Consider the following 26,169-nt stretch of genomic DNA (forward strand, 5'->3'; position numbering starts at 1 on the left):
TCTGCGCTGCAATGGACGGTGTCACTTCGGCACCCCACCCGCGACATAAGGAATGATCGTGAGAGTGAGCGATACGGATACCGTCAAGCAATCGCCGCTGCTACCCGCGGCCCCGCCCGCGGCAACCCCGGCGCCCACCCCAGCCACGCAGACGCGGCTGCCCCAGGATCGGTACGTCAACCGGGAACTGAGCTGGCTCGACTTCAATGCCCGTGTGCTGGCCCTCGCCGAGGATCAGTCGGAGCCGCTCCTGGAGCGGGCGAAATTCCTCGCCATTTTCGCCTCGAACCTCGACGAGTTCTATATGGTCCGCGTCGCCGGATTGAAGCGCCGCGCGGAAACCGGATTGTCGGTGCGGTCCGCCGACGGCCTCTCCCCCACCGAACAGCTCGAGATGATCGCCGAACGCACGCAGAAGCTCGCGGTCCGGCACGCCAATGTGTTCCTCGATCAGGTGCTGCCCGCCCTGACCGAGGAGGGCATCGCCATCATCCGCTGGACCGATCTGGACGACACCGAGAAGCAGCGCCTCTCCGGGTATTTCCAGGATCAGGTCTTCCCGGTGCTCACCCCGCTGGCCGTGGATCCGGCGCACCCCTTCCCCTACATCAGCGGCCTGAGCCTGAATCTCGCCGTGACAGTGAAGGATTCGGCCACCGGCGGCGAGCACTTCGCCCGCGTCAAGGTGCCCGACAATGTGGACCGCTTCGTCCGGGTCCGCCGCACCCCCACCGCCCGCGAGGCCGCCCAGCACGCCAGCCGGGATTCGGCCGTGCGGGAATCCGCTGCGGCGCAAGCCACCAACATGGCCGCCTTCCTCCCCATGGAGGAGCTGATCGCCGCCCACCTGGATCAGCTGTTCCCGGGAATGGAAGTGGTGGAACAGCATTCGTTCCGGATCACCCGCAATGCCGATCTGGAGGTCGAGGAGGACCGCGACGAGGACCTGCTGCAGGCTCTGGAACGCGAACTCGCCCGCCGCCGCTTCGGATCCCCGGTGCGCCTGGAAGTCTCCGACGATATGACCGAGCACATGCTCGATCTGCTGTTGCGCGAACTCGACGTGGATCCCGCCGATGTCATCCAGGTGCCGGGCTTGCTGGACCTGTCCTGCCTGTGGCAGGTGTACGGCGTCGACCGGCCGATGCTCAAGGACGCCCCGTTCGTGCCCGCCACCCCGGCCGCCTTCGGTGAACGGGAAACGCCGCGAAACGTTTTCGCCGCCCTGCGCGAGGGCGATGTGCTGGTGCACCACCCGTACGACTCCTTCTCCACCAGCGTGCAGCGGTTCATCGAACAGGCCGCCGCCGATCCGCAGGTGCTGGCCATCAAGCAGACCCTGTACCGCACCTCGGGTGATTCCCCGATCGTGAACGCGCTCATCGACGCCGCCGAGGCCGGTAAGCAGGTCGTCGCGCTGGTGGAGATCAAGGCCCGCTTCGACGAGCAGGCCAACATCAAATGGGCGCGGGCGCTGGAACAGGCGGGCGTGCACGTGGTCTACGGCCTCGTCGGCCTCAAGACACACTGCAAGACCTGTCTCGTGGTGCGGCGCGAGGGAGCCACCATCCGTCGCTACTGCCACATCGGCACCGGTAATTACAATCCGAAGACCGCCCGGTTGTACGAAGATGTCGGATTGCTCACGGCCGCACCGGAGATCGGCGCCGACCTCACCGACCTGTTCAACTCGCTGACCGGGTACTCCCGAAAGGCCAACTACCGCAATCTGCTGGTGGCGCCGATCGGCGTGCGGGCCGGGATCATCGAGCGCATCGACCGCGAGATCCAGCTCGCCGCCGAGGGCAAGGACGCGCGAATCCGGCTGAAGGCCAATGCCATCGTCGACGAACAGGTCATCGACGCGCTGTACCGGGCCTCCCAGGCCGACGTACCGGTGCAGATCGTGGTCCGCGGAATCTGCGGGCTGCGCCCCGGCGTGCCCGGAATGAGCGAGAATATCGAGGTGCGCTCGATACTCGGCCGCTACCTGGAACATTCGCGCGTGCTGCATTTCCAGGCGCAGAACGAGTACTGGATCGGCAGCGCCGACATGATGCACCGGAATCTCGACCGGCGCGTGGAAGTGCTGGCCCAGGTCAAGGATCCGAAGCTGGCCGACCGGCTGGGGCAGGTCTTCGATTCCGCCCTGCATCCCAACACCCGCTGCTGGGTACTGCAGGCCGACGGCGGCTGGCAGGCGCAGCCCGATCCCGAAGTGGCCGGCGAGGACATTCGCGACCATCAGGAATACCTCATGCGACTGCGACGGCCGGATCACCAGTGAGCAGACCCGACACCGCCCCCGCTGCCAGATATGCCGACCCCCGGGTCACCGCCAATATCCTTGCCGCGGGGGCGGTGTTGTGGCGCCCCGGCCCGGACGGCGAACCCGAGATGGCCCTCGTGCACCGGCCCAAGTACGACGACTGGTCGCTGCCCAAGGGCAAATTGGATCCCGGCGAGACCCCGGTGGTCGCGGCCGCGCGCGAGGTGACCGAGGAAACCGGCCTGAATTCGCGTCTGGGCCGTTATCTCGGCCATGTGACGTATCCGGTCACCGGGCACCGCAAGCTCAAGCGAGTGGACTACTGGGCGGCCCGCGTCCTCGACGGCGAGTTCGAGTCGAATCCGGAAGTCGACGTGCTGGATTGGCAGACCCCGCGGGGCGTCATGGACGCGGTCTCCTATCCGATGGATCGCACCATCATCCGCAATTTCCTGCGCCTCCCGGCCGAGACGTCCACGCTGCTGCTCGTCCGGCACGGCAAGGCGGGCCGCAAGGACCGGTTCGCCGGTGACGACGACGAGCGGCCGCTCGAAAAGGCCGGTCGCGCACAGGCTCGCGAGCTGGTGCCGAACCTGCTCGCCTTCGGGGCGGCCGAAATCGTCTCCGCCCCACCGGCCCGCTGTGTCCAAACCGTTACCCCGCTGGCCGAACAGCTCGGCGCCGAGATCGAACTGGAGCCGCTGTTCTCCGAAAGTGGTTATGCGGCAGCGCGGGACACGGCCCGGAAACGCGCCCGCGAGCTGGTGGATCCGGGTGCTGTGCGGGTGATCTGCAGTCAGGGCAAGGTGATTCCGGACCTGGTGGAGTGGTGGGCCGCCATGGACGGCGTCACGCTGCCGCCGGCGCGTAATCGGAAGGGCAGCGTCTGGGTGCTCTCATTGCACGGGGGGCGATTGGTGGCGGCGGATCACCTGGATAAGGCGCTCGCGCCCACCGATATTCGGCCATAGGGATTTTCGCGGACAGAATCCCGGTAATAACCGGGCGGCACACGGGGATTCACGACCGTTTCCGGCTAACTGAGAAGAACGTATCTCGTCGACCGGGATGATCCGCTTCCGGCCGCGGCCGAATTCCCGCGCGGCCCGGCCATTTCCGGCCCCTGACATGCGAAACGGCCCGGCATCGCCGGGCCGTCTCACATGTCGTCCTGCGTCGAAAGCCCGTCAGGGACGGGCAATACGCTTCGCTCGTCAGCGACGGGCAGTGCGCTTGGCGGCGGCCTTCTTGGCCGGAGCCTTCTTCGCAGTCTTCTTGGCGGTGGCCTTCACGGCCTTGGTGGCCGTGGTCTTCTTTGCCGCAGTGGTCTTCTTGGCGGCAGTGGCCTTGGCCGGGGCCTTCTTCGCAGTGGTGGCCTTCTTCGCAGCAGTCGTCTTCTTGGCGGTGGCCTTCTTGGCCGGAGCCTTGGAAGCCGCCTTCTTGGCCGTGGTCTTGGCCGGAGCCTTCGTCGCTGCCTTCTTGGCGGTCTTCTTGGCGGTGGTCTTCTTCGCACCCGCCTTGCCCGAAACCGGGGCAGCCACACCACGCTTCACGGCCGGGCCGCTCGACGCGATCTTCTGCTTGCCGGCGATGATCGCCTTGAACTGAGCGCCGGGACGGAAGGCCGGCACCGAAGTCGGCTTCACCTTGACGGTTTCGCCGGTACGGGGGTTACGAGCAACACGCGCGGCCCGCTTACGCTGTTCGAAGACACCGAATCCCGTGATGGTGACGCTCTGACCTTTGTTCACAGCACGCACGATCGTGTCTACCATCTGCTCGACTGCAGCAGTAGCGGTGCGCCTGTCAGTACCCAACTTCTCGGTCAGAACATCGATCAGTTCCGCCTTGTTCATTGAATCCTCCGCAGACTAAATGGCCCGTCGTCGGACCGACTAGGTACCACGGTAAACCCTTTCCGGGCAAGAGTCTATGTGCCACGCCTATTTTGATGAGACATGGCACACGCCCAGCTACCGGGTTAGAGGGTGTTCAGCTAACCGCCATCAATGATTACGTCTGCGAAATACGGGCCGGAATGGTAGCGGGTTTCCATGTCGGCCTTGCGTTTTCGAACTGGGTGATCTCGTCCTCGTGCCGCAGAGTCAGCCCGATGTCGTCCAGCCCTTCCAGCAGACGCCACCGCGTGTAGTCGTCAATATCGAACGGCAACACGACCGTTCCGGCCGCCACGGTGCGTGTCTCGAGGTCCACAGTCAATTCCAAACCGGGCTGTTCCTCGAGCAACTTCCAGAGCAATTCCACATCGCTCTGCGCCATCCGAGCCGTCAGAAGGCCGTCCTTGCCCGCGTTCCCGCGGAAGATGTCGGCGAACCGGGACGAGATGACCACCCGGAACCCGTAGTCCTTCAAGGCCCAAACGGCGTGCTCACGTGAGGATCCGGTACCGAAATCCGGACCGGCGACCAGCACACTGGCCCGGTTGTAGGGCTCGACGTTCAGAATGAAGTTCGGATCCGCCCGCCATGCGGCGAACAGACCGTCCTCGAAACCCGTTCGGGTAACGCGCTTCAGATAGACGGCCGGAATGATCTGATCGGTGTCGACATTGGATCGGCGCATCGGAACGCCGATCCCCTTGTGGACCTTGAAGGCTTCCATCGTGATTCTCCTGAGTCTGTTGTGGCCGAAGAGGGCTGGCTGCCGCTGACCTGGAATGCCCGGGAAATGCCCGGGATCAGTTCAGATCCGCAGGTGAGGACAGGGTTCCCCGCACCGCGGTGGCCGCCGCGACCAGCGGCGAAACCAGATGCGTGCGACCGCCCTTGCCCTGGCGCCCTTCGAAGTTCCGGTTCGAGGTCGCGGCACAGCGCTGACCGGGCGAAAGCTGATCCGGGTTCATACCCAGGCACATCGAGCATCCCGGCTGGCGCCATTCCGCGCCCGCGGCCGTGAAAATCTCGCCCAGGCCCTCCTTTTCCGCCTGCAGGCGCACCCGCATGGAACCGGGCACGATCAGCATGCGTACACCGTCCGCGACCTTGCGGCCCTGCAGAATGTCCGCGACGGCACGCAGATCCTCGATCCGGCCATTGGTGCACGAACCCACGAAAACGGCGTCCACCGGCACCTCACGCAGCGGCGTACCCGGCTTCAGATCCATGTACTGCAGCGCCTTCTCGGCGGCCGCGCGCTCGTTCTCGTCGAAGATCTGCTCCGGGTCCGGCACCGATTCACCCAGCGGCAGGCCCTGTCCCGGGTTGGTGCCCCAGGTGACGAACGGCGTCAGCGCCGAGGCGTCGAGATGCACCTCGACATCGAATTCCGCGCCCTCCTCGGTCTTCAGCGCGTCCCAGGCGGCCACCGCGGCATCCCAGTCCGCACCCTGCGGGGCGTGCGGGCGGCCCTTCAGGAATTCATAGGTGACCTCGTCGGGAGCCACCATGCCCGCGCGGGCGCCGGCCTCGATCGACATGTTGCACATGGTCATCCGGGCCTCCATGGACATGGCGCGCACGGCCTCGCCGCGGTACTCCAGCACATAGCCCTGACCGCCGCCGGTGCCGATCTGCGCGATGACCGCGAGGATCACGTCCTTGGAGGTGACGCCTTCGGGCAACTGCCCGTCGATATTGATGGCCATGGTCTTGAAGGGGCGCAGCGACAGAGTCTGTGTCGCCAGTACGTGTTCCACCTCGGAGGTGCCGATACCCATGGCCAGCGCGCCGAACGCGCCGTGCGTGGAGGTGTGCGAATCACCGCACACCACCGTGGTTCCCGGCTGGGTCAGGCCCAGCTGCGGGCCGACCACGTGCACGATGCCCTGATCGATATCGCCCATCGGGTGCAGGCGCACACCGAATTCCTGGCAATTGCGGCGCAGTGTTTCGACCTGCGTGCGCGAGGTGAGATCCGCGATCGGCTTGTCGATATCGATGGTGGGGACGTTGTGATCCTCGGTCGCGATGGTGAGATCCGGCCGGCGCACGGGACGGCCGGCGGCGCGGAGGCCGTCGAACGCCTGCGGGCTGGTGACCTCGTGCACCAGGTGCAGGTCGATGTAGATGAGGTCGGGTTCGCGGTTCGCGCCCTCACCCTCGCCGCGAACGACGACGTGCTGGTCCCAGACCTTCTCCGCCAGAGTGCGTGGCCGGTCGGCCATATCTCCATCACCTCTCGATAGACAAACCCGCATCGGGCTGTGACGCGGGGGCTCGCGTCCCGATTGGGGCCGGGCGCCGCCCGGGCGGGTGAGCCCGGTTTGCATTTCCCGACATGTGAGACGCTAATATCGTTCTATGAGACAGCATAGCGGCATCGGGGTTCTGGACAAAGCCATGGCGGTCCTGCACGCGGTGGCCGAGCAACCCTGCGGCCTCAACGAGCTGTGCACCCGTACCGGCCTGCCCCGCGCCACCGCCCATCGCCTGGCCGTGGGCCTCGAGGTGCACCGGATGCTGGCCCGCGACAGCCAGGGCCTGTGGCGTCCCGGCCCGGCCCTGTCGGAGCTGGCGACAACCGCCAGCGACCCGCTGCTGGACGCCGCCGCCACCATCCTGCCGCGCCTGCGCGAGATCACCGGCGAGAGCGTCCAGCTCTACCGCCGCGACGGCAATTCGCGTGTCTGCGCCGCCGCCATGGAACCCGCCGCCGGCCTGCGCGACACCGTCCCCATCGGCGCCCGCCTCCCGCTGACCGCCGGCTCGGCCGCGAAAGTCCTGCTGGCCTGGGCAGATCCCGAACTCCAGCGCACGGTCCTCCCCGAGGCCGTCTTCGGCGAACGCGCCCTGGCCGAGGTCCGCCGCCGCGGCTGGGCGCAGAGTGCCGCCGAACGCGCCGCCGGCGTGGCCAGCGTCTCCGCCCCCGTCCGCGACGCCGCCGGCGCGGTGGTCGCCGCCGTCTCGGTCTCCGGGCCCATCGACCGCATGGGCCGCCGCCCCGGCGCCCGCTGGGCCGCCGACCTGGTGGCCGCCGCCGACGCCCTCCACAAGCGCCTCTGACGGGCGATCAGGGCGTGGGGCAGGCCCTGGGTACCCCCTGCCACACCCACAGCCACAGCGGCCTCCCGTCCCCCACGAGCAACTCGGCTCGAGGGGGGTTCGGGGGCGAAGCCCCGGCGCAGGGAGGTGGAGCCGCGAGTTCCGAGAGTTGACTCAACCGTGTGACCGGGCTCATACGGCGTAAATTACAGTCGGTCCATGGGAGTCAATCAACGCGCTCAGATCGTGATGTCCGACCAGGAGATCAGCGAATTTCTGGAGAGCAATCGCATCATCACGCTCGCCACCCTGAGCGCCACGGGCCGGCCGCACCTGACCGCGATGTGGTACGGCCTGGTAGACGGCGAAATCTGGTTCGAAACGAAGGCGAAGTCGCAGAAGGCCGTGAACCTGCGCCGCGACCCCCGCGTCACTGTGATGGTCGAAACCGGCGACACCTACGACCAGCTGCGCGGCGTCTCCATCGAAGGCCGCGCGGAGATCGTCGACGACCCCGACGCCCTGTTCAAGGTGGGTATCAGCGTCTGGGAGCGCTACACGGGCCCCTACAGCGAGGATGCCAAACCGTACGTCGAAGCCATGCTGAACAAGCGCGTGGCCATTCGCATCGTCCCCGAGCGCACCCGCAGCTGGGACCACCGCAAACTCGGCCTGCCGGCAATGCCGCTGGGCGGCAGCACCGTAACCGGCAAATAAGAGGACAGAAACAGCGAAGGCCCCCAGCATTGCTGGGGGCCTTCGCTTTTGTAGTCCCGACGGGATTTGAACCCGCGCTACCGCCTTGAGAGGGCGGCGTCCTAGGCCGCTAGACGACGGGACCAGGAGTTGCGTAACCACTTGGGCTTCACAACAATCGAGCGCCTTTCGGCGCTCGCAGCTGGGGTACCAGGACTCGAACCTAGAATGGCTGAACCAGAATCAGCTGTGTTGCCAATTACACCATACCCCAATGATCCGGACACTCGGCCTGCACCTCGTGAGTGCTTCCCGGCCTCGTTCGAACCGAGAAGAAGATTAGCAGGCCGGTACCGGTCATATACAAATCGGCTGGTCAGAGCCGGTTTTTAGGACGCTGGTTCGAGGCCGTCTGTGCCTGCGCGGCGTTGAGGCGGTCCATGGACACCTCGCGGCCGAGCAGTTCCATCGACTCGTACAGCGGCGGGCTGATGTGCGAACCGGTGACGGCCACGCGGACGGGCGCGAACGCCTTGCGCGGCTTGAGGCCCAGCTCGTCGATGAGCGCGGTCTTGAGCGCCTCTTCGAGCGCGGCCGCGGTCCATTCCGAAACGCCTTCCAGCGCCTTTACCGTCGCCTGCAGAACGGGTCCGGCATCGGCGCCGAGGTTCTTTTCCTTGGCGGCTTCGTCGATGACGAAGTCTTCGGGGCGGATGAACAGGAACTTCAGGAGATCCCACGCATCACTCAGAACGACGATGCGCGTCTGTACAAGATCGGCTGCCGTTTCGAAGAGCCGCTCGTCGATCTCGGCGCCGATATGACCTTGATTCGTGAGGAACTCCCGGAGCCGGTGAGCGAAATCACCCGGGGTCAGCAACCGAATATGTTCGGCGTTCAGCGCGTCGGCCTTCTTCTGGTCGAAACGTGCCGGGTTCGAATTAACCTTCGCAATATCGAAGGCCTCGACCATCTCCGTCATGGAGAACAGATCATGATCATCGGCGATGCTCCAGCCGAGCAACGCCAGATAATTCAGCAAACCCTCCGGAATGAACCCGCGGTCGCGATGGTGGAAGAGATTCGACTCCGGATCACGCTTGGACAACTTCTTGTTGCCCTGCCCCATCACGAACGGCAGATGTCCGAACTCGGGGGTGAACTCGGCTACCCCGATCCGTTTCAGCGCGTCGTACAGGGCGAGTTGCCGCGGAGTGGACGAGAGCAGATCTTCGCCGCGCAATACGTGGGTGATCTTCATCATCGCGTCGTCGACCGGATTGACCAGCGTATAGAGCGGATCGCCATTACCGCGGGTGAGTGCGAAGTCGGGGACCACACCGGCGCGGAAGGTGGTCTCACCGCGCACCAGGTCGTGCCAGGTGAGGTCGTGGTCGGGCATGCGCAGGCGGACCACCGCGCCCCGGCCCTCGGCCCGGTAGGCGGCGATCTGCTCGGTGGTCAGGTCCCGGTCGTAATTGTCGTAGCCGAGTTTGGGATCGCGGCCGGCGGCCTTGTGCCGGGCCTCGACTTCCTCAGGCGTGGAGAAGGATTCGTAGGCCTCCCCGGCCGCCAATAGCCGCTGCACCACATCGAGATGAATGTCACGACGCTGTGATTGCCGGTACGGGCCGTACGGGCCGCCGACTTCCGGGCCCTCGTCCCAGGTCAGGCCGAGCCAGCGCAGCGCGTCGAGAATCGCGGCGTACGACTCCTCGGAATCGCGTGCGGCGTCGGTGTCTTCGATGCGGAAAACGAAAGTGCCGCCGTGGTGCCGCGCGTACGCCCAGTTGAAGAGGGCGGTGCGGACCAGTCCGACATGTGGTGTGCCGGTGGGTGACGGGCAGAATCGGACCCGGACGTCAGTCATTTCTCTCTCTCGATCAGCGTTTGGCGGCAACGGGATTGGTGAGGGTGCCGATGCCCTCGACGGTCACCGAGACGGTCTGGCCCTCCTTGACCGGGCCGACGCCCTCGGGGGTGCCGGTGAGGATGACATCGCCCGGGAGCAGGGTCATCACGGTGGATACCCATTCGATCAGCTTCGGAATATCGTGCAGGAGAAGTGAAGTGCGGCTGCGCTGCTTCACCTCGCCGTCGAGCTCGGTGACGATCTCCAGATCCGAAGGGTCCAGCGCGGTCTCGATCCACGGGCCGAGCGGGCAGAAGGTGTCGTAGCCCTTGGCGCGGGTCCACTGGCCGTCGTACTTCTGCTGATCCCGCGCGGTGACGTCGTTGGCGACGGTGTAGCCGAGGATCACGTCGGCGGCGCGGGCGGCGGGCACGTCCTTGCAGGGGCGGCCGATGACCACGGCGAGTTCGCCCTCGTAGTCCACCTGAGAAGAGCTGGGCGGCAACACGATCGAGGCGTTCGGGCCGATGATGGAGGTGCTCGGCTTCATGAAGATGACCGGGTCGGCCGGGGCGGGGCCGCCCATTTCCGCGGCGTGCGCGGCGTAGTTCTTGCCGATACACACCACCTTGCTGGCGAGGATCGGGGCGAGCAGGCGCACATCGGCGAGCGGCCAGCTGCGACCGGTGAACGTCGGCGTGCCGAACGGATGTTCGGCGATTTCCCGTACGACGGCTTGATCGCCGTCGCCTTCGACGCTGACGAAAGCGACTCCATCTGGGCTTGCAACTCGACCTAGGCGCATGGTCAGCATCCTATCGACCGGCTTCGACCTGCCCGAACGCGCCCGACCACGGGGGCGCGGGAGCCGGCGCGCGGGCCCGGGCCGGGGTGCGCCGCATGCTTCCGGGGACCGGTGGCATACCGGCCCGCATCGGGTCGCCGGAAATGTGGAAAGGACTTATACGCAAGGCAACTCAGTCTCCGCAAGGGCTCGAACAAGATCAGATACGGAGTGTGAGCAAATAGACAGCGTGCCACTGAAATCACCTTGCGCCTCAGGTGTAACGTAGGGCCCGGTGTTCAAAGTATAGGACATCAGTTCCACATAGTGAGACATGAGGTGAGGGCCATGGCCACCGTGACGCAGATCGGCACGACCAGACGGTGGACCATGCTGGGCCTCGGCGTCTTCTCGCAGGCCGCCAGCGCGGTCTTCATCAACGGCACGCCCTTCCTGCTGCCGGCGCTGACCGAACGCGGAATGTCGCTGGCCACTGCCGGTCTGCTGGTCGCCATGCCGACTGTGGGGCTGGTCTGCACGCTGATCGCCTGGGGTTACGTGATGGACCGCATCGGCGAGCGCAAGGTGCTGGTGGCCGGTCCGGCCATCATGCTGATCGCGGGCGTGGCCGCCGCCACCGTGACGAACTACGTTGTGCTGGGGGCATTGCTGTTCATCGGCGGCCTGGGCGCGGCCAGCACCAACGGCGCCAGCGGACGCGTCATCGTGGGCTGGTTCCCGGCGCATCGGCGCGGGCTGGCGCTGGGAATCCGGCAGACCGCCCAGCCCGTGGGTGTCGGTATCGCGGCCCTGACCATTCCGGCTGTCGCTGCGGCACACGGGTTCTCGACGGCCATTCTGGTACCGGCGGTGATGGCGGGCGTCGGCGCGATCGCCTGCCTGATCGGCATCGTCGATCCGCCCCGGCCCGAAATCACCGGCGACACAGGCCGTCCCGTTAATCCCTATCGTGGGGATTCGACGCTGTGGCGTATACACATGGTCTCGTTGTTGCTGGTGATCCCGCAGGGCACGCTGTGGACCTTCGCCTTGTTGTGGCTGCATCGTGACCTGGGCTGGTCATTACCAGCTGCCGGCGCATTGATGACCGCCATCCAATTCCTGGGCGCCGCCGGGCGTATCGGCGCCGGCCAGTGGTCGGACAAAGTGGGCAGCCGGCTGGGCCCGCTACGGATCGTCGCCGTCGCGGCCGCAATCTCCATGGCCGCCTTGGGCTTCACCTCCTGGGCGCACTGGTGGTGGCTGGCGGTGCCGATCCTGATCGCCGCCTCGGTCATCACGGTCACCGATAACGGCCTGGCCTTCACCGCGGTGGCCGAGATCGCCGGACCGTACTGGTCGGGCCGCGGATTGGGTATTCAGAACACCGGCCAGAACCTGGCCATGGCGGCCGTGGCGCCGGTCTTCGGCGCCCTCATCACCGCGGCCGGCTTCTCCATCACCTACGTGCTGGCCGCCGTCATCGCCGCGGCCGCGATCCCCTTGGTCCCCAGAGACTCCCGCTGACAGGAACCTCCCAGCCACGGGCCCCCGCATCCGAGTCCGAGCGCGGGGGCCCGCCGCTGTGTGCTGATCCCCCCGCAAATCCGGAATGTCTGCCCCCGTTACGTTTTCGCATCCGAATGCAATGGTGCGATATGTCTCACTGCCCCAGGTGGTTTCGCAATACCATCGGCGAATCACCCTGTTCCGGGGCCCGGTCGTACAGAAAACCCCTGTGCCCGAACGAGTCCGGGCACAGGGGTGATCCGCAATACGACTGTCAGACCGCCGCGGCGATGCGGTTGCCGACCTCCACAGTGGAAGCCGGAGCCGTGCGGGAGGCGAGATCCTTGGCGACGGCGGCCTCGATGCGGGCCGCTTCCTCGGTCTTGCCGAGGTGGTTCAGGAGCAGCGAGACCGAGAGGATGGCGGCGGTCGGGTCGGCCTTGGACTGGCCGGCGATATCGGGGGCGGAGCCGTGCACCGGCTCGAACATGGACGGATTCACGCCGGAGGCATCGATATTGCCGGAGGCGGCGAGGCCGATACCACCGGAGACGGCGGCGGCCAGGTCGGTGATGATGTCGCCGAACAGGTTGTCGGTGACGATCACGTCGAAGCGGCCCGGGTCGGTGACCATGTGGATGGTCGCGGCATCGATGTGCTGGTAAGCGGTTTCGATATCCGAGTATTCGGTGCCGACCTCGTCGACGGTGCGCTTCCACAGCGAACCCGCGTAGGTGAGCACATTGTTCTTGTGCACCAGGGTCAGGTGCTTGCGACGCTGGCGGGCCTTCTCGTAGGCGTAGCGCACCACGCGCTCGATGCCGAAGCGGGTGTTGGTGGACACCTCGGTGGCGACCTCGTGCGGCGTGTTCACGCGGATCGCGCCACCGGTACCGGTGTACGGGCCCTCGGTGCCCTCGCGCACCACCACGAAGTCGATGTCCGGGTTGGCGGCCAGCGGGCTGGTGACGCCCGGGTACAGCTTGGAGGGGCGCAGGTTGACGTGGTGGTCCAGCTCGAAGCGGGTGCGCAGCAGCAGGCCGCGTTCCAGCACGCCGGACGGCACCGAGGGGTCGCCGATGGCGCCGAGCAGGATGGCGTCGTGCTGCTTGAGTTCGGGGAGAACATTGTCCGGGAGGATTTCACCGGTGGCATGGAACCGCTTGGCACCCAGGTCGTATTCGGTCTTCTCGACACCCGGCACCACGACATCGAGGACCTTGAGGGCCTCGGCGATGACCTCGGGACCGATACCGTCGCCGGGGATGACAGCCAGCTTCATGAATTCATGCTCCGTTCGGATCTAGGCGAGTCCGTTCGTCACCCTAGCCGGTGTGGATTTAGGGGCTGCCACCAGGGCAAACCGTTCTCAGTCACTGGGACGGGAGGATTCCGGCGAGGCGGCATTGCGCCTGCACCCGCTCGGCTTCCGTGTCCTGCTTCGCATATTCGGACTTGCACCACTGCTGCGCTTTGTCTCCGCAGGCATGCTCTTGCGATCCGCCCATGGTTCCGGCGAACTGTACTGTGACACAACCGTTTCCGGATCGGCTGTAGTTCGGCCGATGATCGAGCACCATCCACGCCGCCACACCGACCGCCAGCACCGCGACCATGATCGCGGACCCGACCAGCAGATTGCGCCGTTCCCGCGCGGTCAGCGGCTCGGTCGGCGGCGTCTTGCCTCTCACAACCCGCCTCCCCGAGACTCCAGCGCGCGGCAAAGTGCCGCCACCAGTCTCGCATGCGGACCGGCGGCTGGCTGCCGAACCGATTTCGGGCGTACCCGACGAGTTACCCCGATTCTCACGAGATCAGTTGTCACCTACGCAGCACGCCCCCTTCCGCTGCTGTGGAAGGGGGCGTGCTGCTTGGACTCTCGAATGTCAGTCCAGGTTGACCTGGGCGACCTTCGACGCGCCGACGGCCTCGGCGATGGTGGCCTGGACGTCGGCCGGCACGTCTTCCTGCACGCGCAGGATGACGGTGGCGCCCGGCTCGTGCAGGTCCTGGGTGAGCTGCGCGGCCAGGATGTCGATGCCCGCGTCACCGAGGAGGGTGGCGAGGCGGCCCAGCTGGCCCGGGCGATCCTCGTAGTTGAGGACGGCCAGGTTCAGGCCCTCGGCGCGCATGTCGTAGTTGCGGCCGTTGATGTTGACGATCTTCTGCACCTGGTGCGGCTCGGTCAGGGTGCCGGCCACGTTCAGGGTGCGGCCGTCGCCGAACACGGCGCGCAGGTCGACCAGGCTGCGGTGGGTGGGGCTCTCGGTCACCGTGGTGACGGTGGCCTCGAGGCCGCGGTCCTTGGCCAGCTGCGGGGCGTTGACGAAGGTGACGGAGTCCTCGACCAGGGCGGAGAAGACGCCGCGCAGGGCCGAAAGTTCCAGCACCTCAACGGCTTCCGAGGAGAGCTCGCCGCGCACCTGGACCTCCAGGCTGACCGGCAGCTCGTCGGCGAGGGCGCCGAGCAGCGCGCCCTGCTTGCGCACGATCTCCAGCCACGGGGCGACGGTCTCGCTGACCGAACCGCCGTGCACATTGACCGCGCCCGGCACGAATTCACCGGCGAGGGCGAGCTTCACGGACTTGGCGACGTCGGTGCCGGCGCGGTCCTGGGCCTCGGCGGTGGAGGCGCCCAGGTGCGGGGTGACGACGACCTGCGGCAGCTCGAACAGCGGGCTGTCGGTGGACGGTTCGGTCTCGAACACGTCGATGCCGGCGGCGCGCACGTGACCCGAGGTGATGGCGTCGGCGAGCGCCTGCTCGTCGATCAGCCCACCGCGGGCGGCGTTGACGATGATGACGCCCTTCTTGGTCTTGGCGAGCGTCTCCGCGTTCAGCATGCCCTTGGTCTCGGGCGTCTTCGGCAGGTGGATGGAGATGAAGTCGGCGCGCTCGAGCACCTCGTCCAGCGTCAGCAGCTCGATGCCCAGCTGGGCGGCGCGGGCCGGGGAGGTGTACGGGTCGTACGCGATGACCTTGGTCTCGAAGGCGGCGAGACGCTGGGCGAAGAGCTGGCCGATGCGGCCCAGGCCGATGACGCCGACGGTCTTGCCGAAGATCTCGACGCCGTTGAACTTGCTGCGCTGCCAGGTGTGCTCGCGCAGGGTGGCGTCGGCGGCGGGGATCTGCCGGGCGGCCGAGAGCAGCAGGGTGACGGCGTGCTCGGCGGCGGTGTGGATGTTGGAGGTCGGGGCATTGACCACCATGACGCCGCGCTCGGTGGCGGCCGGCACGTCGACATTGTCGAGGCCGACGCCCGCGCGGGCGACGATCTTGAGGTTCTTGCCCGCTTCCAGCACCTCGGCATCGACGGTGGTGGCCGAACGCACCAGTAGCGCATCGGCTTCCGGAACGGCCGCGAGCAGCTCGGGTCGGTTGGGGCCGTCGACCCAGCGAACCTCGACGCCGTCGCCGAGCGCGTCGACGGTCGACTGGGCGAGCTTGTCGGCGATCAGAACAACAGGACGGCCTGCTTGGCTCACTGTGGGGTACTCCTGTGGAAGAGATCCGGGATTTACGGGCGTCAGCTTAATGGGCGGGAAATCGGGGCGCTTTACCGCCTGGTAGGCAGTTGCCATCAAAGCGTTGACCTGGGGAATCATATACATCCCAGGAATTTTCTGGTCGGACGCCCAGATTTGGCGGCGGTCGCGCACCGCGGGCGACCGGACAGCGGTCGGCGCCGACGCGCGGCGGCCGCGGACCGAGATCAATCCGGAGCATCGCACGCGCCGCCGGAACGAAAGCACCGCAATCGGATCGAGCCGATACTCAGCGAATCATAGGCATTCGGAACGGAATTGAATTGCCGCCGACAGGCCCCGGACACAGCAAAAGACCGGCCTCGGAGCTGCGGGTCCGAGGCCGGTCTTCAGAAGTCGAATTTGTCGACAATCAGCGAATCAGCCGCCGAAGGAGCCGGTCCACAGGGTGCTCAGCAGGCCGTTCAGCGCGGCACTGCCGGTGCTCAGAACGCCATTGAGGGCAGCGGAACCGGTGTCGATGATAACGGGGATCATGAGATTGCCTTCCTTGCAAATACTTGATCGAACTGTCTGACAACCCGCATATCGGGGTGCATTTCGTGATCGTTACGAGTCGATAGCGTGATGTGATGCAGCACACAGTCTTTGGATTGTGTGCGCCAGTTCATATGCGGCACTTGGCACGCCGTTATAACAGGCAAATCACGCCCCTACTTATAGGGGCATAGGCGACGGCTATCGCGTGGACCGGCCGCGGCGCGGCGGCTAGCCTCACCGTCCATGACCTTGCGTTCCATCCCCTCGTCCATGGACCCCGCGGTGGTCGCGACGATCGACGGCGAACTGGACCGGATCGAGCGCGAGCACGGCGCCGGAGTGCTGCTCGCCATCGAAAGCGGCAGCCGAGCATGGGGTTTCCCCTCCCCCGACTCGGACTACGACTGCAGGTTCGTCTACCTCCGGCCGCTCGACGACTACCTCACCCCGTGGCCCGGCCGCGATGTCATCGAGACGCCGCTGATCGGCCTGCTGGATGTGAACGGCTGGGATCTGGTGAAGGCGCTGCGACTCCTGGTGGCGGGCAACGCGGTTCTCATCGAATGGGTGATGTCGCCGATCGTCTACCGCGGCGAGCCCGAATTCCGGGACGAATTACGCGAACTCGCGGACGCGGTCGCGGACCGCAACCGGGTGGCGCGGCACTATCTGCATCTGGGCCGCAGGCAGTGGCGGCTGTTCGATTCCAGCCGGTCGCTGAAGAAGGTGTTCTATTCGCTGCGGCCGGCCATGGCATTGCGCTGGCTCACCGAACATCCGGATAAAGCGGTCGCGCCCATGCATCTTCCGACCTTGCTCGAAGAATGCGAATTGACGGCCGATTTCCGCGAATCAGTGACCGAATTGACGGAATTGAAGTCCCGCACCCGCGAAATGGGCTCGGGCACGGTACCCGCGCCCATCACCGATTTCATCGCCGGCGAGTTCACCGCGGCCGCAAACCGATTCATCGCGGACGATATCGCCGGCCGGGATCGCGCACGCCGGCTGGCGGAGGAGTTCTTCAGACGTCAGCTGAGGCGATGACGCGCACGGTCACGGCCTCCGGGCCCGGCTTGCTGCGGCGCACCTCGAATTCCACCCGCTGCCCCTCGGCGAGCGACCGGAACCCCTCGCCCTCGACCGCGGTGTACTCCACGAACACGTCGGGTCCGCCGCTATCCGGGTGGATGAAACCGAACCCCTTCTCGCTGTCGAACCACTTCACCGTGCCGTGCACCATTCTCCAAACCTTCTCGACCGTCCGAGCGCCCGCGACCGCGTCAGCGCCGCGACCCATGGTGTCACGTGCATGAATTCGCCGTGCACTCACCCAGGGCTGGACCGGCCCCACCCCAGGTGTGACCCGCACACCGGCTGGAGCCCCGGGGCCCGGGTGACGGCCGGAGCGCCGTCACCCGGTCTGCGGCCGCGCACCTCGGCCGCGCCCTTACCCCCGGGGCAAATCCCGTCCGCGCCCGCTCATCCGGCGCGGGCGCTGTTTCATCCGGCGCGGGCACTGCCCTCCTGCGGCTCTTCGTCCGCGCCGCGCATGGAGTAGACGCGTTCGAGGAAGTCGCGGTGGGCTCGGAGGGTGGAGTCGAGTAGTTCGCGCCAGGTGCGGCGGTCCACTCGCTGGTCGCTGACCAGGGAGGAGAGGGACGCGGGGCCCAGCCGGTCGATGTGGTCGACGATGAAAGTGAGGCGGCGGCGCGGGAATTGGGCGCCGATGCGCGGGTTCTCTTCGAGGAAGTGGTCCAGCTCGTAGAGGTAGTTGACCGCGCGGTTGTATTCGGTGTCGGTCAGGTGGTAGTCCATGCGCTTGATCTCGACGATCCACAGTTCGCCGGAGTCGTGCAGCAGCACGAAGTCCGGTTCCCGCTTCTCGCTGCCGATGGTGGTGGTCGTCAGCGGGGTGCCGAATTTCTGTGTGTACCAGCGTTCGAAGCTGGCACGCACGCGCTTGAGGGATTCGTTCATGCCGAGCGGCGTCCACTCCGGTGCGAGCAGCCACGGCGCGGACTCGATGAGCTCCTGGAAGGGGCGTTCCAGGGAGCGCCGATCGTCGATGAGAGCGCGCAGCCGATCCACCACGGCGACACGTTCACTGGCGATCTGGCCGAGCGAGTAGATCTCGGCCACGCGGGCGCGCTCGAACAGCGCGACCACCACATCCAATTCGGGATCGGCGTCCTCGGCGATCTCCTTGAGCGTCTCGAGCAGGCTGCGTTGCGGGCCCAGCGACAGCGCCAGCCGCAGCATGTTCTCGATGTGCGAAGGATCGTCCATGGAGGCACGGTCCTTGTGCGCCACCAGGATTCGCGCGGCATCGAGCACGGAGTCCCGGAACATCCGATCCCCCGGCGCAATGGCCTCCAGCGTCTCGTGAATGCGGGAGCGGTCCACGAACTCCTCCCACACCCGCCGCCGGATGGATTTCTCACCGAGCCTGCCGATCTCCTTGATCAGCGCGCGCCCCCACTGGGCGAGGGCCTCGCCGCGCGGGGAGTTCCACATGATGTCCTGGCGATCGGAGCGGACCAGGTCCTCTTCGTCGTCCAGCCAGTCCACATGGATCGCGCCGACCAGATACGAGCGCAGTTTGAACTCGCCGGTGAAACCGGACGGGATCCCGAAATCCCTTGTCTGCGCGACGATCTTGCCGCGCGTAGATGCGCACACCCGCCATCGCCTCGTCCCGATACGGTTGTTTCGAATACGCGATCCACCCGGACATGGGCAGATAGTTCCGGCCGAACCGCACCGGCACCCGCCCGACATCGATGCGGGTCTCCTCCATGACATCGATGGCCAGGTCGCTGAGCGTGAAGCTCTCCGAGCCGATGGTGTTGCGCACCTCGACCCGCCAGTCGGAGCGTTCGATGCCGAACCGCGACGCCAGCTGCCGGCTCAGCTCAGTGCCGGAATTGACCCGCTTGCGGAAGAAGTTACGCAGGATGACCGTGGTCCCACGCTTGTGGCTGAAAGTCCCGTCCAGCGCACCGGGTTTCGGATAATAATCGCTCTCGGTGTCGGAGAGCATGTCGTTGAGATCCATCACGATGTGCGCGACCGGCCAGCCCTCCGCCGTGCGATCCCCGTCGTTGCTGCCCGCGGTCACCACCTCGATGGTGCGGCAGATGCCGAAGGCCGCGAGTTTCCCGATTCCCTTGCGCCCCATGACCGGTCGCCGCCGATCCCGGGAGAGATCGGAGCCGGTGCGGACCCTGCGATCCGAGCCGACCATCAGATAGTATTCGTTGACCTCTTCGGCCGTCATGCCGTGCCCGTTGTCGGAGACGTGGATCTCGTAGGCGGGTTCGTCTGCGGCACGGACGGTTCCGGCGAGGGTGACTCCCCACGGCAGCAGCACTTCCACCTCGGTGGCGTCGGCGTCGTAGGAGTTCGCGATGAGTTCGGCCAATACCGCCGAGACTCGGTCGTACAGCCGGATGCCGAGCTTGTCGATCGCCAGCCGGCTGATGCGCATCGTGTACTTGTGGTCTTCGCGATCTTGCGCGGCCACATGCACGCCTTCGTACATGATGGGCCCCCAATTGCCCTACCGGCAGCCTTCGTTCAGCTACCACTGAAATCGATGCAACGCCAGTTGTTTAACAAGGGCCTGAACATTTACATACCGCTTGGTCACGGTGTGGTTCCGACATTCACCGACCGATTGCCAATGGCAACGGCAAGATCTCGGCAACCTCCGCTGACCTGCGATCGCCTATCCGGCTGCCGCAGCATGGCGTTCGCGCGGCCGTGGCCCGCTGTTCTTCTACGCCCGCAAAGCGGCCGCGGAATGTCGGACCCATGAGGCATTCTAGCGATACGCACATCGCCATCGCCGCCATCCCGGAGGAGCGGATCATGCCGAAACTTCGCGTCCACAACCTGTCGATCTCCCTCGACGGCTACGTCGCCGGGCCAGCGCAGGGGCCGGATCACCCCCTCGGCGTCGACGGCGAGGAACTGCACACCTGGCTCTTCGACACCGATTACGGGCGGCTGCTGCTCGGCCAGGCGCCGAGCGGCGAGCGCGGCATCGACCAGGATTACGCCGAGGCCGGCGACGCCAATATCGGCGCAAGCATCATGGGGCGCAATATGTTCAGTCCTTCCCGGGGTGATTGGCAGGATCTGTCGTGGGCCGGTTGGTGGGGACCGAACCCGCCCTATCACCATGATGTCTTCGTGGTCACCCACTACCCGCCTCCGGACCTGGATATGGAGGGCGGCACCGTCTTTCGCTTCACCGACGACCCATTGTGTGTTGTGCTGAAACGCGCCTTCGCCGCGGCGGGCGGGCGGGATGTGCGCTTGGCCGGCGGGGCCGGCCTCATCCGGCAGTACCTCCAGGCCGGCCTCGTCGACGAGATGCACCTTGCACAGGTGCCGATCCTGCTCAACGCCGGCGAGCGGCTCTATGACGGCCTGGGCCGACTACCGGGCTACGAGTGCAGCCGGATGGAATCGACGCCGGCGGTCACGCACCTGACCTTCAGCAAGATCGCCCGCTGAGGGTCCGGTTTCGCGCCGCTTGCGTGACAGCCCTGCCGGATCCGGGAAGAATGCGCGGCAGCGGGCGCTGCTGCCTGCCAGACGTGAAGGGGATCAGCGTGCCGAGCAGTCCTATTTCGAGCGGCCTGTCCGCGTTGTCCGGCCGTTTCGCGACGCCACCGCTCCCCCGGCCGACTCTCGCGGACACTATTGCCGCCCGGCGACGCTTCTTCGGCGCGGAAGCGGTGGATGGTGAGACCGGAGAGGTGCGGTCCGATCAGGTGATCGTGTCGTGGTTCGGGTGCGCGAGTTTCGCTGTGGCACTGGGCGGTACGGTGCTGCTGCTCGATGCGTGGGTGCCGCGCGGTGTGACTTCCGGTTACGTGCCGACCACGCCTACCGAGGTGGCGGCTCTCGCTCCGGCCGGAATCTTCATCGGTCACGGCCATTTCGACCATGCCGCCGACGCGGGCCCGATCACGCTGGCGAGTGGGGCCGTGCTGCACGGCACCCCCTCGCATTGCGCGACCGCAAGGAAGCAGGTCGGCGGCGCCGAATTGTCTTGCCAGGAACTGGGTTCCGAGGAGACGGCGCCCGGTGACCGCTTCGATTTCGAGGTCGGCGGAGTGTCGGTGACCGCTGTCCGCCACATCCACTCCGGTCGCACGCCTCGCGATGAGGAGCATGCCTCCGCCCCGGTGCGCCCACGCCCGTGCCCCTGCGATATCCGCACGCACCCACCGACTCTCGACGATGCCGGTCATCTGGCCCGCAACCTGCTCGCTCCGGAGGGCGGAGTGCTGCTCTACCAGTTCCGCGTGGGCGATTTCACGCTGACGTGGCACGACTCGTCGGGTCCGCTGCTGGACAAGGCTCCGCATGTGCTGGATGTCCTGCATACGCTGCCCGCCTCGGATGTTCACATCGGTGCGGTGCAGGGCTTCAACCAGTACACCAACGGCCTGCGCGATCCCCGCAGTTACGTGGAGGCGTTGCGCCCCAAGGTGTTCGTGCCGAATCACCATGACAACTGGTTGCCGTTGATCACGGCTCGCGGGGAGGCGTTCCGCACGCCGCTGCACGAGGAGTTCGCCCGCCTGCCCGAGGAGACGCGGCCGGAGATCCGCATGCTCCTCGATCGGGACGATTATCTGGCGCCCGGACGGCTGACCTTCGACCTGCGGTAGCTACCCGCGGGCGCTGCCGAGGTCGCGGTCGACTTCGGCGCCTTCGAGCATGAGGGTGACTTCCTCGACGGCGCGGAAGCGGCCGTCCTCGGCGAGGTGACCGAAGAGATAGACCTCGGAGCGGACGGTGCCGCCGTCCTTCTTGGTGATGGTGATCGTGTGGCGGTCGGCGTATCGCGTTCCGTCGCAGAGTTCGTCGTGCACCTCGACGCTGCCGTTCGCGACCACGGTGCGCAGGTGCGCGATGTGCTCGGCGAATTCGGTGCGGTCGGCCCAGCTGCCGTCGGTGCGCTGCCGGTAATCGGGTGCGAAGTGCCGGTCGATGGCCTCGTCGAGGGGCAGGCCCGGGGTGAGCAGCAGGTCGGTGAGGGCGGTGTGGATATCCGTGGCGCTCATGGTGAGTTCCTTCTCTCAAGTGCGTGCGTGGCGCACGCTTCTTGAGGACGGTAGCACAAGATGCGTGCGGCGCGCACGCTATTGTGGCGGCATGGAGAACGAAGTAGGCCACGACATCGCCGACGCCCTCGGCGTCCTGCTCCGGCGAACGACCCGCACCCAGCTCTACAGCGCGCTCACCGAGGGACTCGGCGAATCGGTCGACGAACTGACCTATCCGATCCTCAGCGCTCTCGCCAGAATCGGGCCGCGAAGTGCCGCCGACCTGGCCGCGGAGGTCGGCCTGGACCGTTCGGGCGTCACCCGCCGGGCGACCCGGCTGGAGGAAGCGGGCCTCATCCGCCGCGACCCGGACCCGACCGATCGCCGCGCATCCCTGCTGGTTCTCACCGATGAGGGCAACCGCACGGTCGCGGAACTGCGCCGCCGCCTGGCCGCCCGCATCACCGACAGCCTCGACGCATGGCCCGCCGGGGAAGCGGCGGCGTTCGCCCGCTCCCTGCAGCGGTTCATGGCCGAGGGACCTTTCAGCTAGTCCGCGTCGAAGACGGTGTACATGGTGACGCTGGTGGATCCGGCGCGATTGCGGTGTTCGGAGTCGGGGACGTCGACGAATCCCAGGCGCTCGTACAGCTTCCGCGCCGGATTCTCCAGTCGCACACTCAAACTCACGCCCGGGTAGAGCGGGCGCAGCGTGTCCAGCAGCGCGGACAGCACGGTGGTGCCGATCCCGAATCCGCGACTCTCCGGCGCCACCCCGATCGCCAGTTCCGGAATCCCGTCCGCGACAAAGCCGTAACCGGATTCCTCCGCGTCGAACACCCGCACCCAGGCTGCGCCCAGCAGCACGCCGTCCATGCCGCCGACCACGCCGATATCGCCGGGCCGCCCCCATCCTTCGACGTACCGCGTCAGCGCCGGCACGTCCCGCAACTCGTCCGGGTTCGCCATACCCTGGTCTCGCGCGTGGGAAGCTTCGAAAAGCATTGCCCACAAGAACTTCTCATCGTCGACCGTGGTGGGCCGAACTATCACACCGGACACCTCTCCGACCATAACCCGCTCGTCATCCCGCCGCATCGGCCGTGAGTCCCGGCCCCGCCTCGGGCGTCACATCCCGGGCCGTCAGCTCGCTCCCACACCGATCGCATTCGAGCCGCACATGCGCCTCCCCCTCGCATTCCCGATGCCGGTAGTAGACCGGCGGCCCGTCCGGCGCCATATGCGCGTCGCCCCAGTCGCGGAACGCCATGAGAATCGGGTACACATCGTGCCCCTTGTCCGTGAGCCGATACTCCTCGTGCGCCCCGGTCTCCGCTGGCTGCTTCACCAGGATTCCGTGCTCCACAAGGCGATCCAGCCGATCCAGCAGCCGCCCCTTGCTGATCCCCAGATAACTCTGAAACCCGTTGAACCGCCGCACCCCCGAGAAGGCCGCCTTGAGGATCAGCAATGTCCACCGATCGCCGAACACCACCAGCGCCCGCGTGATCGAACAAGGCTCCTCGGCCAGCTCCTCATACCGCATCTACCGATCCTACCGATTCGGTCCTAATATGAGACCAACTTGCTCCGGTCTCAAAACGAGACCGACCATAAAGGGGATCCTCATGTCAGACCGCTACACCACCCTCGAATCGCTCCTGGCCGACCGCTACACCTGCCGAGCCTTCCGCCCCGACCCGATCCCCCGCGACACCATCGAATCCATCCTCCAGCTGGCCCAACGCACCCCCAGCTGGTGCAACACCCAACCCTGGCACCTCACGATCACCGAAGACGCAACCGCCACCGACCGCTTCCGAAAAGCGCTGCTGTCCCACGTCGAAGGCACCCCCGCCACCACGGACATCCCGTTCCCCGCGTCCTACAACGGTGTCTTCCGCGAGCGCCGAAAGGAGTGCGGCGCAGCCCTCTACCAGGCAGTCGGCGTGGCCCGAGGCGATAGCGAGGCCACCCTCCGCCAAATGCTCCGCAACTTCGAACTCTTCGACGCTCCCCACGTAGCCATCCTCACCACGGAAGCCGACCTGGGTGTCTATGGCGCGGTCGACTGCGGCCTCTACCTGACGTCCTTCCTCCTGGCCGCCCAAAGCCTGGGCATAGCCACCGCACCCCAAGCAGCCCTCGCGACCTACTCCCCCTTCCTCCACGAGTACTTCTCGATCCCTGCCCACCGCCAAATCATCGCCGGCATCTCCTTCGGCTACCCCGACCCCGACCACGCCGCCAACGGATTCCGCACCACCCGAGCAGATCTCGCCCAGTCCGTCACCTGGCACACGAACTGACCCCCCAAGATCTCGTAGATTGACCACATGCCGACCAACGCCCACCCCGAACGGTCCCAGGTAGCCGAGGCTTCCCGCCACCTGGCCACCGCCGGCCTCCTGATCGGCACCGCAGGCAACGTCAGCCTCCGCTTCGGCAACCGGGTAGCCGTAACCGCCACCGGCGCAGTCCTAGCGGACCTGACCTCTGACGACGTCACCATCGTCGATCTCAACGGCGAGGCCGTCTCCGGCGACCTCGCCCCCACCTCGGAACTTGAACTCCACCTGGGCATCTACCGCACGCTGCCCACCGCCGCGGTAGTCCACACCCACGCCCCCAAATCCACCGCCGTCGCCTGCGTCCTGAACGAACTCCCCGTCCTCCACTACCAGCAACTCCCCCTCGGCGGCGCGACCCCAGTAGTCCCATTCCACCCGTTCGGCACCCCCGAACTAGCTGCCGCAGTACTGGATTCCCTCTCCACGGGCAAACAAGCAACGCTGCTGTCCAACCACGGCGCAGTCACCCTGGGCTCAACCCTGAAGGAGGCGGTAGACAACGCCCTCCTCCTCGAATGGGCCTGCACCTTGTACCTGGACGCCGCATCCCTCGGCACCCCCCGAGTACTCACCCCCGAACAGCAACAAGCGGTGCTGGAGGTAACCCTCCGCACCGCCTACGGCACAACAAAACCCCTCTAAGCAGTCTCCTCCGCCAACTCAACCAACTTGGCCCGCACCAACTCAGGCCGCTCATCCACGATGAAGTGCCCACACCGAGAGACGTACTCGACGGTGTAGTCATCCGCCCGCGCAGTCTCAGCCGCAGCCAGCGAATAATGCACCGCCGCATCATTTTTCCCGAACAACGCCCGCACCGGCACAGTCGCCCGCCGGGTCTCCGGGTTCCGAGCCGACCCAGGCACCTCCTTCAAAAGGAACGTCCGATACGTATCCGTCCCCGCCCGAGCAACGCCCCGATCCCTGAACCTCCCAGCAAAAATCTCCACCGTCTCCGCGTCAAAAGCGTTCTCCCCCTTGGCCGCAGTCTCGAAGAGCCGATCCAAAAACCGAGTCCGAGTCTGCAACGGCATCCCCAGCCCAGCCACCAGCGGCTGATAAGCCAAAAACCGCCAACTCTGCCGCAAGAGGTCATTCCTCGGCACCCACGGGTGGGCCATATTCATAACAAGGAACCCCCTGAACCGCTCCGGCTCCCCGAGGATCATCCGATACCCGATAAACCCACCCCAGTCATGCCCAACCAGCAACACCTTCTCATCGATCTTCAACGCATCCAGCAGCGCAAACAGATCGCTGGCCACATCGTCCTTCGCCCACCGATGCGGCGCGGGACCCGACCACCCATACCCGGGCAGATCCGGCACGATGATCCGCATCCCTTCGGGCGGATTCGCGAGCAGGTCCCGATACGTGTAGTGATGCTGCGGCCACCCGTGCAACGCGAGCACCGGGACCCCGCTCCCGGACTCGGTGACATGAAATCGGATGCCACGAGCCTCGACGAAGCTCCGGCGCACTCCCGCAATGGCGGGCGGACTCTGTTCAGCAGCCACAGCCCACGCTAACGCACGGCTCCGGCCACACCATCGCGATCCTCCCGCAGGGTACCGCTCTACATCGTCGTCCCTTTCGAGATTCATGCAACCGCTGAGGTTCTCCAGGTAGACGATGCGACAGCGCATAGTGGAAACTCGACACCAGCTGTCGCCGA

General features: G+C 66.2%; 25 protein-coding genes and 2 tRNA genes. 11 read left to right on the top strand and 16 right to left on the bottom strand.

Annotated elements, in window-relative coordinates:
* The first annotated feature begins 52 nt into the window (after positions 1-52).
* Both ACH438_RS08685 and ACH438_RS08690 read left to right on the top strand, forming a co-directional pair.
* Entirely contained in the window at positions 53-2,287 is a 2,235-nt protein-coding gene (locus tag ACH438_RS08685; RefSeq protein WP_397002787.1) for an RNA degradosome polyphosphate kinase, read from the top strand.
* A complete protein-coding gene (locus ACH438_RS08690) occupies positions 2,284-3,240 on the top strand; it encodes an NUDIX domain-containing protein (protein WP_397002789.1) in 957 nt (318 codons plus the stop codon). Before ACH438_RS08685 ends, ACH438_RS08690 begins: the two co-directional genes overlap by 4 nt.
* Before the next feature lie 243 nt (positions 3,241-3,483).
* On the opposite strand, the gene ACH438_RS08695 is transcribed toward ACH438_RS08690, so the two are convergent.
* The 3 genes from ACH438_RS08695 to leuC form a co-directional block, all read right to left on the bottom strand.
* Positions 3,484-4,125 (bottom strand): HU family DNA-binding protein, encoded by a 642-nt coding sequence (locus tag ACH438_RS08695; protein WP_397002791.1) that lies wholly within the window; start codon positions 4,123-4,125, stop codon positions 3,484-3,486.
* Between the two features lie 157 nt (positions 4,126-4,282).
* Positions 4,283-4,891 carry a 3-isopropylmalate dehydratase small subunit gene (leuD, locus tag ACH438_RS08700; RefSeq protein WP_397002793.1) on the bottom strand — a complete coding sequence of 203 codons (609 nt, stop codon included), beginning with the start codon at positions 4,889-4,891 and terminating at the stop codon, positions 4,283-4,285.
* Positions 4,892-4,967: 76 nt separating this feature from the next.
* A complete protein-coding gene (gene leuC / locus ACH438_RS08705) occupies positions 4,968-6,392 on the bottom strand; it encodes a 3-isopropylmalate dehydratase large subunit (protein ID WP_397002795.1) in 1,425 nt (474 codons plus the stop codon).
* Between the two features lie 136 nt (positions 6,393-6,528).
* Here leuC and ACH438_RS08710 point away from each other — a divergent pair, with 136 nt between their 5' ends.
* Positions 6,529-7,230, top strand: a complete 702-nt coding sequence (locus ACH438_RS08710; RefSeq protein WP_397002797.1) for an IclR family transcriptional regulator — start codon at positions 6,529-6,531, stop codon at positions 7,228-7,230.
* Positions 7,231-7,428: 198 nt separating this feature from the next.
* Positions 7,429-7,926, top strand: a complete 498-nt coding sequence (locus ACH438_RS08715; RefSeq protein ID WP_397002799.1) for a pyridoxamine 5'-phosphate oxidase family protein — start codon at positions 7,429-7,431, stop codon at positions 7,924-7,926.
* A gap of 51 nt (positions 7,927-7,977) precedes the next feature.
* On the opposite strand, the gene ACH438_RS08720 is transcribed toward ACH438_RS08715, so the two are convergent.
* The 4 genes from ACH438_RS08720 to ACH438_RS08735 form a co-directional block, all read right to left on the bottom strand.
* Positions 7,978-8,050, bottom strand: a tRNA-Glu gene (locus tag ACH438_RS08720).
* A 57-nt stretch (positions 8,051-8,107) separates the two neighbouring features.
* Positions 8,108-8,179 (bottom strand) — tRNA-Gln (locus ACH438_RS08725).
* 102 nt (positions 8,180-8,281) lie between these two features.
* Complete coding sequence (gltX, locus tag ACH438_RS08730) at positions 8,282-9,775, bottom strand: glutamate--tRNA ligase (protein ID WP_397002801.1); 1,494 nt, start codon at positions 9,773-9,775, stop codon at positions 8,282-8,284.
* Positions 9,776-9,788: 13 nt separating this feature from the next.
* The gene (locus ACH438_RS08735) at positions 9,789-10,562 is read right to left on the bottom strand and encodes a fumarylacetoacetate hydrolase family protein (protein WP_397002803.1); all 774 of its coding nucleotides are present in this window, start codon (positions 10,560-10,562) and stop codon (positions 9,789-9,791) included.
* 327 nt (positions 10,563-10,889) lie between these two features.
* On the opposite strand from ACH438_RS08735, the gene ACH438_RS08740 reads away from it, so the two are divergent.
* Positions 10,890-12,068, top strand: coding sequence for an MFS transporter (locus ACH438_RS08740; protein WP_397002805.1), 1,179 nt, complete (start codon positions 10,890-10,892; stop codon positions 12,066-12,068).
* Between the two features lie 256 nt (positions 12,069-12,324).
* On the opposite strand, the gene ACH438_RS08745 is transcribed toward ACH438_RS08740, so the two are convergent.
* The 3 genes from ACH438_RS08745 to serA all read right to left on the bottom strand — a co-directional run bounded on the left by ACH438_RS08745 (position 12,325) and on the right by serA (position 15,535).
* The gene (locus ACH438_RS08745; protein WP_397002807.1) at positions 12,325-13,332 is read right to left on the bottom strand and encodes a 3-isopropylmalate dehydrogenase; all 1,008 of its coding nucleotides are present in this window, start codon (positions 13,330-13,332) and stop codon (positions 12,325-12,327) included.
* Between the two features lie 91 nt (positions 13,333-13,423).
* Positions 13,424-13,741 (bottom strand): hypothetical protein, encoded by a 318-nt coding sequence (locus ACH438_RS08750; RefSeq protein WP_397002809.1) that lies wholly within the window; start codon positions 13,739-13,741, stop codon positions 13,424-13,426.
* 195 nt (positions 13,742-13,936) lie between these two features.
* Positions 13,937-15,535 (bottom strand): phosphoglycerate dehydrogenase, encoded by a 1,599-nt coding sequence (gene serA / locus ACH438_RS08755; protein ID WP_397002811.1) that lies wholly within the window; start codon positions 15,533-15,535, stop codon positions 13,937-13,939.
* 783 nt (positions 15,536-16,318) lie between these two features.
* On the opposite strand from serA, the gene ACH438_RS08760 reads away from it, so the two are divergent.
* Positions 16,319-17,122: a DNA polymerase beta superfamily protein gene (locus tag ACH438_RS08760; protein WP_397002813.1), complete on the top strand. Its 804-nt coding sequence runs from the start codon at positions 16,319-16,321 to the stop codon at positions 17,120-17,122.
* On the opposite strand, the gene ACH438_RS08765 is transcribed toward ACH438_RS08760, so the two are convergent.
* Positions 17,100-17,318 carry a cold-shock protein gene (locus ACH438_RS08765; protein WP_397002815.1) on the bottom strand — a complete coding sequence of 73 codons (219 nt, stop codon included), beginning with the start codon at positions 17,316-17,318 and terminating at the stop codon, positions 17,100-17,102. The two genes, ACH438_RS08760 and ACH438_RS08765, sit on opposite strands and share 23 nt — an antisense overlap.
* 1,197 nt (positions 17,319-18,515) lie before the next feature.
* Positions 18,516-19,619: an ATP-binding protein gene (locus ACH438_RS08770; protein WP_397002817.1), complete on the bottom strand. Its 1,104-nt coding sequence runs from the start codon at positions 19,617-19,619 to the stop codon at positions 18,516-18,518.
* Positions 19,620-19,891: 272 nt separating this feature from the next.
* On the opposite strand from ACH438_RS08770, the gene ACH438_RS08775 reads away from it, so the two are divergent.
* Positions 19,892-20,599 (top strand): dihydrofolate reductase family protein, encoded by a 708-nt coding sequence (locus ACH438_RS08775; RefSeq protein ID WP_397002819.1) that lies wholly within the window; start codon positions 19,892-19,894, stop codon positions 20,597-20,599.
* Between the two features lie 98 nt (positions 20,600-20,697).
* The gene (locus ACH438_RS08780; protein ID WP_397002821.1) at positions 20,698-21,765 is read left to right on the top strand and encodes an MBL fold metallo-hydrolase; all 1,068 of its coding nucleotides are present in this window, start codon (positions 20,698-20,700) and stop codon (positions 21,763-21,765) included.
* On the opposite strand, the gene ACH438_RS08785 is transcribed toward ACH438_RS08780, so the two are convergent.
* A complete protein-coding gene (locus ACH438_RS08785; RefSeq protein ID WP_397002823.1) occupies positions 21,766-22,161 on the bottom strand; it encodes a nuclear transport factor 2 family protein in 396 nt (131 codons plus the stop codon). It lies immediately after the preceding gene.
* Between the two features lie 91 nt (positions 22,162-22,252).
* Between ACH438_RS08785 and ACH438_RS08790 the strand changes: the two genes are divergently transcribed.
* Positions 22,253-22,696 (top strand): MarR family winged helix-turn-helix transcriptional regulator, encoded by a 444-nt coding sequence (locus ACH438_RS08790; protein WP_397002825.1) that lies wholly within the window; start codon positions 22,253-22,255, stop codon positions 22,694-22,696.
* On the opposite strand, the gene ACH438_RS08795 is transcribed toward ACH438_RS08790, so the two are convergent.
* On the bottom strand, positions 22,693-23,205 hold the full coding sequence (locus tag ACH438_RS08795) for a GNAT family N-acetyltransferase (protein WP_397002827.1): 513 nt from the start codon (positions 23,203-23,205) through the stop codon (positions 22,693-22,695). The two genes, ACH438_RS08790 and ACH438_RS08795, sit on opposite strands and share 4 nt — an antisense overlap.
* A 22-nt stretch (positions 23,206-23,227) precedes the next feature.
* Complete coding sequence (locus tag ACH438_RS08800) at positions 23,228-23,689, bottom strand: winged helix-turn-helix transcriptional regulator (RefSeq protein ID WP_397002829.1); 462 nt, start codon at positions 23,687-23,689, stop codon at positions 23,228-23,230.
* Positions 23,690-23,771: 82 nt separating this feature from the next.
* On the opposite strand from ACH438_RS08800, the gene ACH438_RS08805 reads away from it, so the two are divergent.
* Positions 23,772-24,452 (top strand): nitroreductase family protein, encoded by a 681-nt coding sequence (locus tag ACH438_RS08805; protein WP_397002831.1) that lies wholly within the window; start codon positions 23,772-23,774, stop codon positions 24,450-24,452.
* Between the two features lie 27 nt (positions 24,453-24,479).
* On the top strand, positions 24,480-25,136 hold the full coding sequence (locus tag ACH438_RS08810) for a class II aldolase/adducin family protein (protein ID WP_397002833.1): 657 nt from the start codon (positions 24,480-24,482) through the stop codon (positions 25,134-25,136).
* Here ACH438_RS08810 and ACH438_RS08815 read toward each other — a convergent pair.
* Entirely contained in the window at positions 25,133-26,011 is an 879-nt protein-coding gene (locus ACH438_RS08815) for an alpha/beta fold hydrolase (protein WP_397002835.1), read from the bottom strand. The two genes, ACH438_RS08810 and ACH438_RS08815, sit on opposite strands and share 4 nt — an antisense overlap.
* Positions 26,012-26,169: the final 158 nt, after the last annotated feature.

Origin of the sequence: Nocardia sp. NPDC020380 (assembly GCF_044386975.1) — a bacterium.
In the GTDB taxonomy this organism is placed as follows: Bacteria; Actinomycetota; Actinomycetes; order Mycobacteriales; family Mycobacteriaceae; genus Nocardia.

Coding starts and splice junctions, on each gene's coding strand:
- ACH438_RS08805 (WP_397002831.1), top strand. CDS start 23,772: ATGTCAGACCGCTACACCACCCTCGAATCGCTCCTGGCCGACCGCTAC.
- ACH438_RS08715 (WP_397002799.1), top strand. CDS start 7,429: ATGGGAGTCAATCAACGCGCTCAGATCGTGATGTCCGACCAGGAGATC.
- ACH438_RS08695 (WP_397002791.1), bottom strand. CDS start 4,125: ATGAACAAGGCGGAACTGATCGATGTTCTGACCGAGAAGTTGGGTACT.
- ACH438_RS08765 (WP_397002815.1), bottom strand. CDS start 17,318: ATGGTGCACGGCACGGTGAAGTGGTTCGACAGCGAGAAGGGGTTCGGT.
- leuD (WP_397002793.1), bottom strand. CDS start 4,891: ATGGAAGCCTTCAAGGTCCACAAGGGGATCGGCGTTCCGATGCGCCGA.
- ACH438_RS08810 (WP_397002833.1), top strand. CDS start 24,480: ATGCCGACCAACGCCCACCCCGAACGGTCCCAGGTAGCCGAGGCTTCC.
- ACH438_RS08775 (WP_397002819.1), top strand. CDS start 19,892: ATGAGGCATTCTAGCGATACGCACATCGCCATCGCCGCCATCCCGGAG.
- ACH438_RS08760 (WP_397002813.1), top strand. CDS start 16,319: ATGACCTTGCGTTCCATCCCCTCGTCCATGGACCCCGCGGTGGTCGCG.
- ACH438_RS08790 (WP_397002825.1), top strand. CDS start 22,253: ATGGAGAACGAAGTAGGCCACGACATCGCCGACGCCCTCGGCGTCCTG.
- ACH438_RS08785 (WP_397002823.1), bottom strand. CDS start 22,161: ATGAGCGCCACGGATATCCACACCGCCCTCACCGACCTGCTGCTCACC.
- ACH438_RS08745 (WP_397002807.1), bottom strand. CDS start 13,332: ATGAAGCTGGCTGTCATCCCCGGCGACGGTATCGGTCCCGAGGTCATC.
- ACH438_RS08710 (WP_397002797.1), top strand. CDS start 6,529: ATGAGACAGCATAGCGGCATCGGGGTTCTGGACAAAGCCATGGCGGTC.
- ACH438_RS08735 (WP_397002803.1), bottom strand. CDS start 10,562: ATGCGCCTAGGTCGAGTTGCAAGCCCAGATGGAGTCGCTTTCGTCAGC.
- gltX (WP_397002801.1), bottom strand. CDS start 9,775: ATGACTGACGTCCGGGTCCGATTCTGCCCGTCACCCACCGGCACACCA.
- leuC (WP_397002795.1), bottom strand. CDS start 6,392: ATGGCCGACCGGCCACGCACTCTGGCGGAGAAGGTCTGGGACCAGCAC.
- ACH438_RS08770 (WP_397002817.1), bottom strand. CDS start 19,619: ATGTACGAAGGCGTGCATGTGGCCGCGCAAGATCGCGAAGACCACAAG.
- ACH438_RS08685 (WP_397002787.1), top strand. CDS start 53: ATGATCGTGAGAGTGAGCGATACGGATACCGTCAAGCAATCGCCGCTG.
- ACH438_RS08740 (WP_397002805.1), top strand. CDS start 10,890: ATGGCCACCGTGACGCAGATCGGCACGACCAGACGGTGGACCATGCTG.
- ACH438_RS08800 (WP_397002829.1), bottom strand. CDS start 23,689: ATGCGGTATGAGGAGCTGGCCGAGGAGCCTTGTTCGATCACGCGGGCG.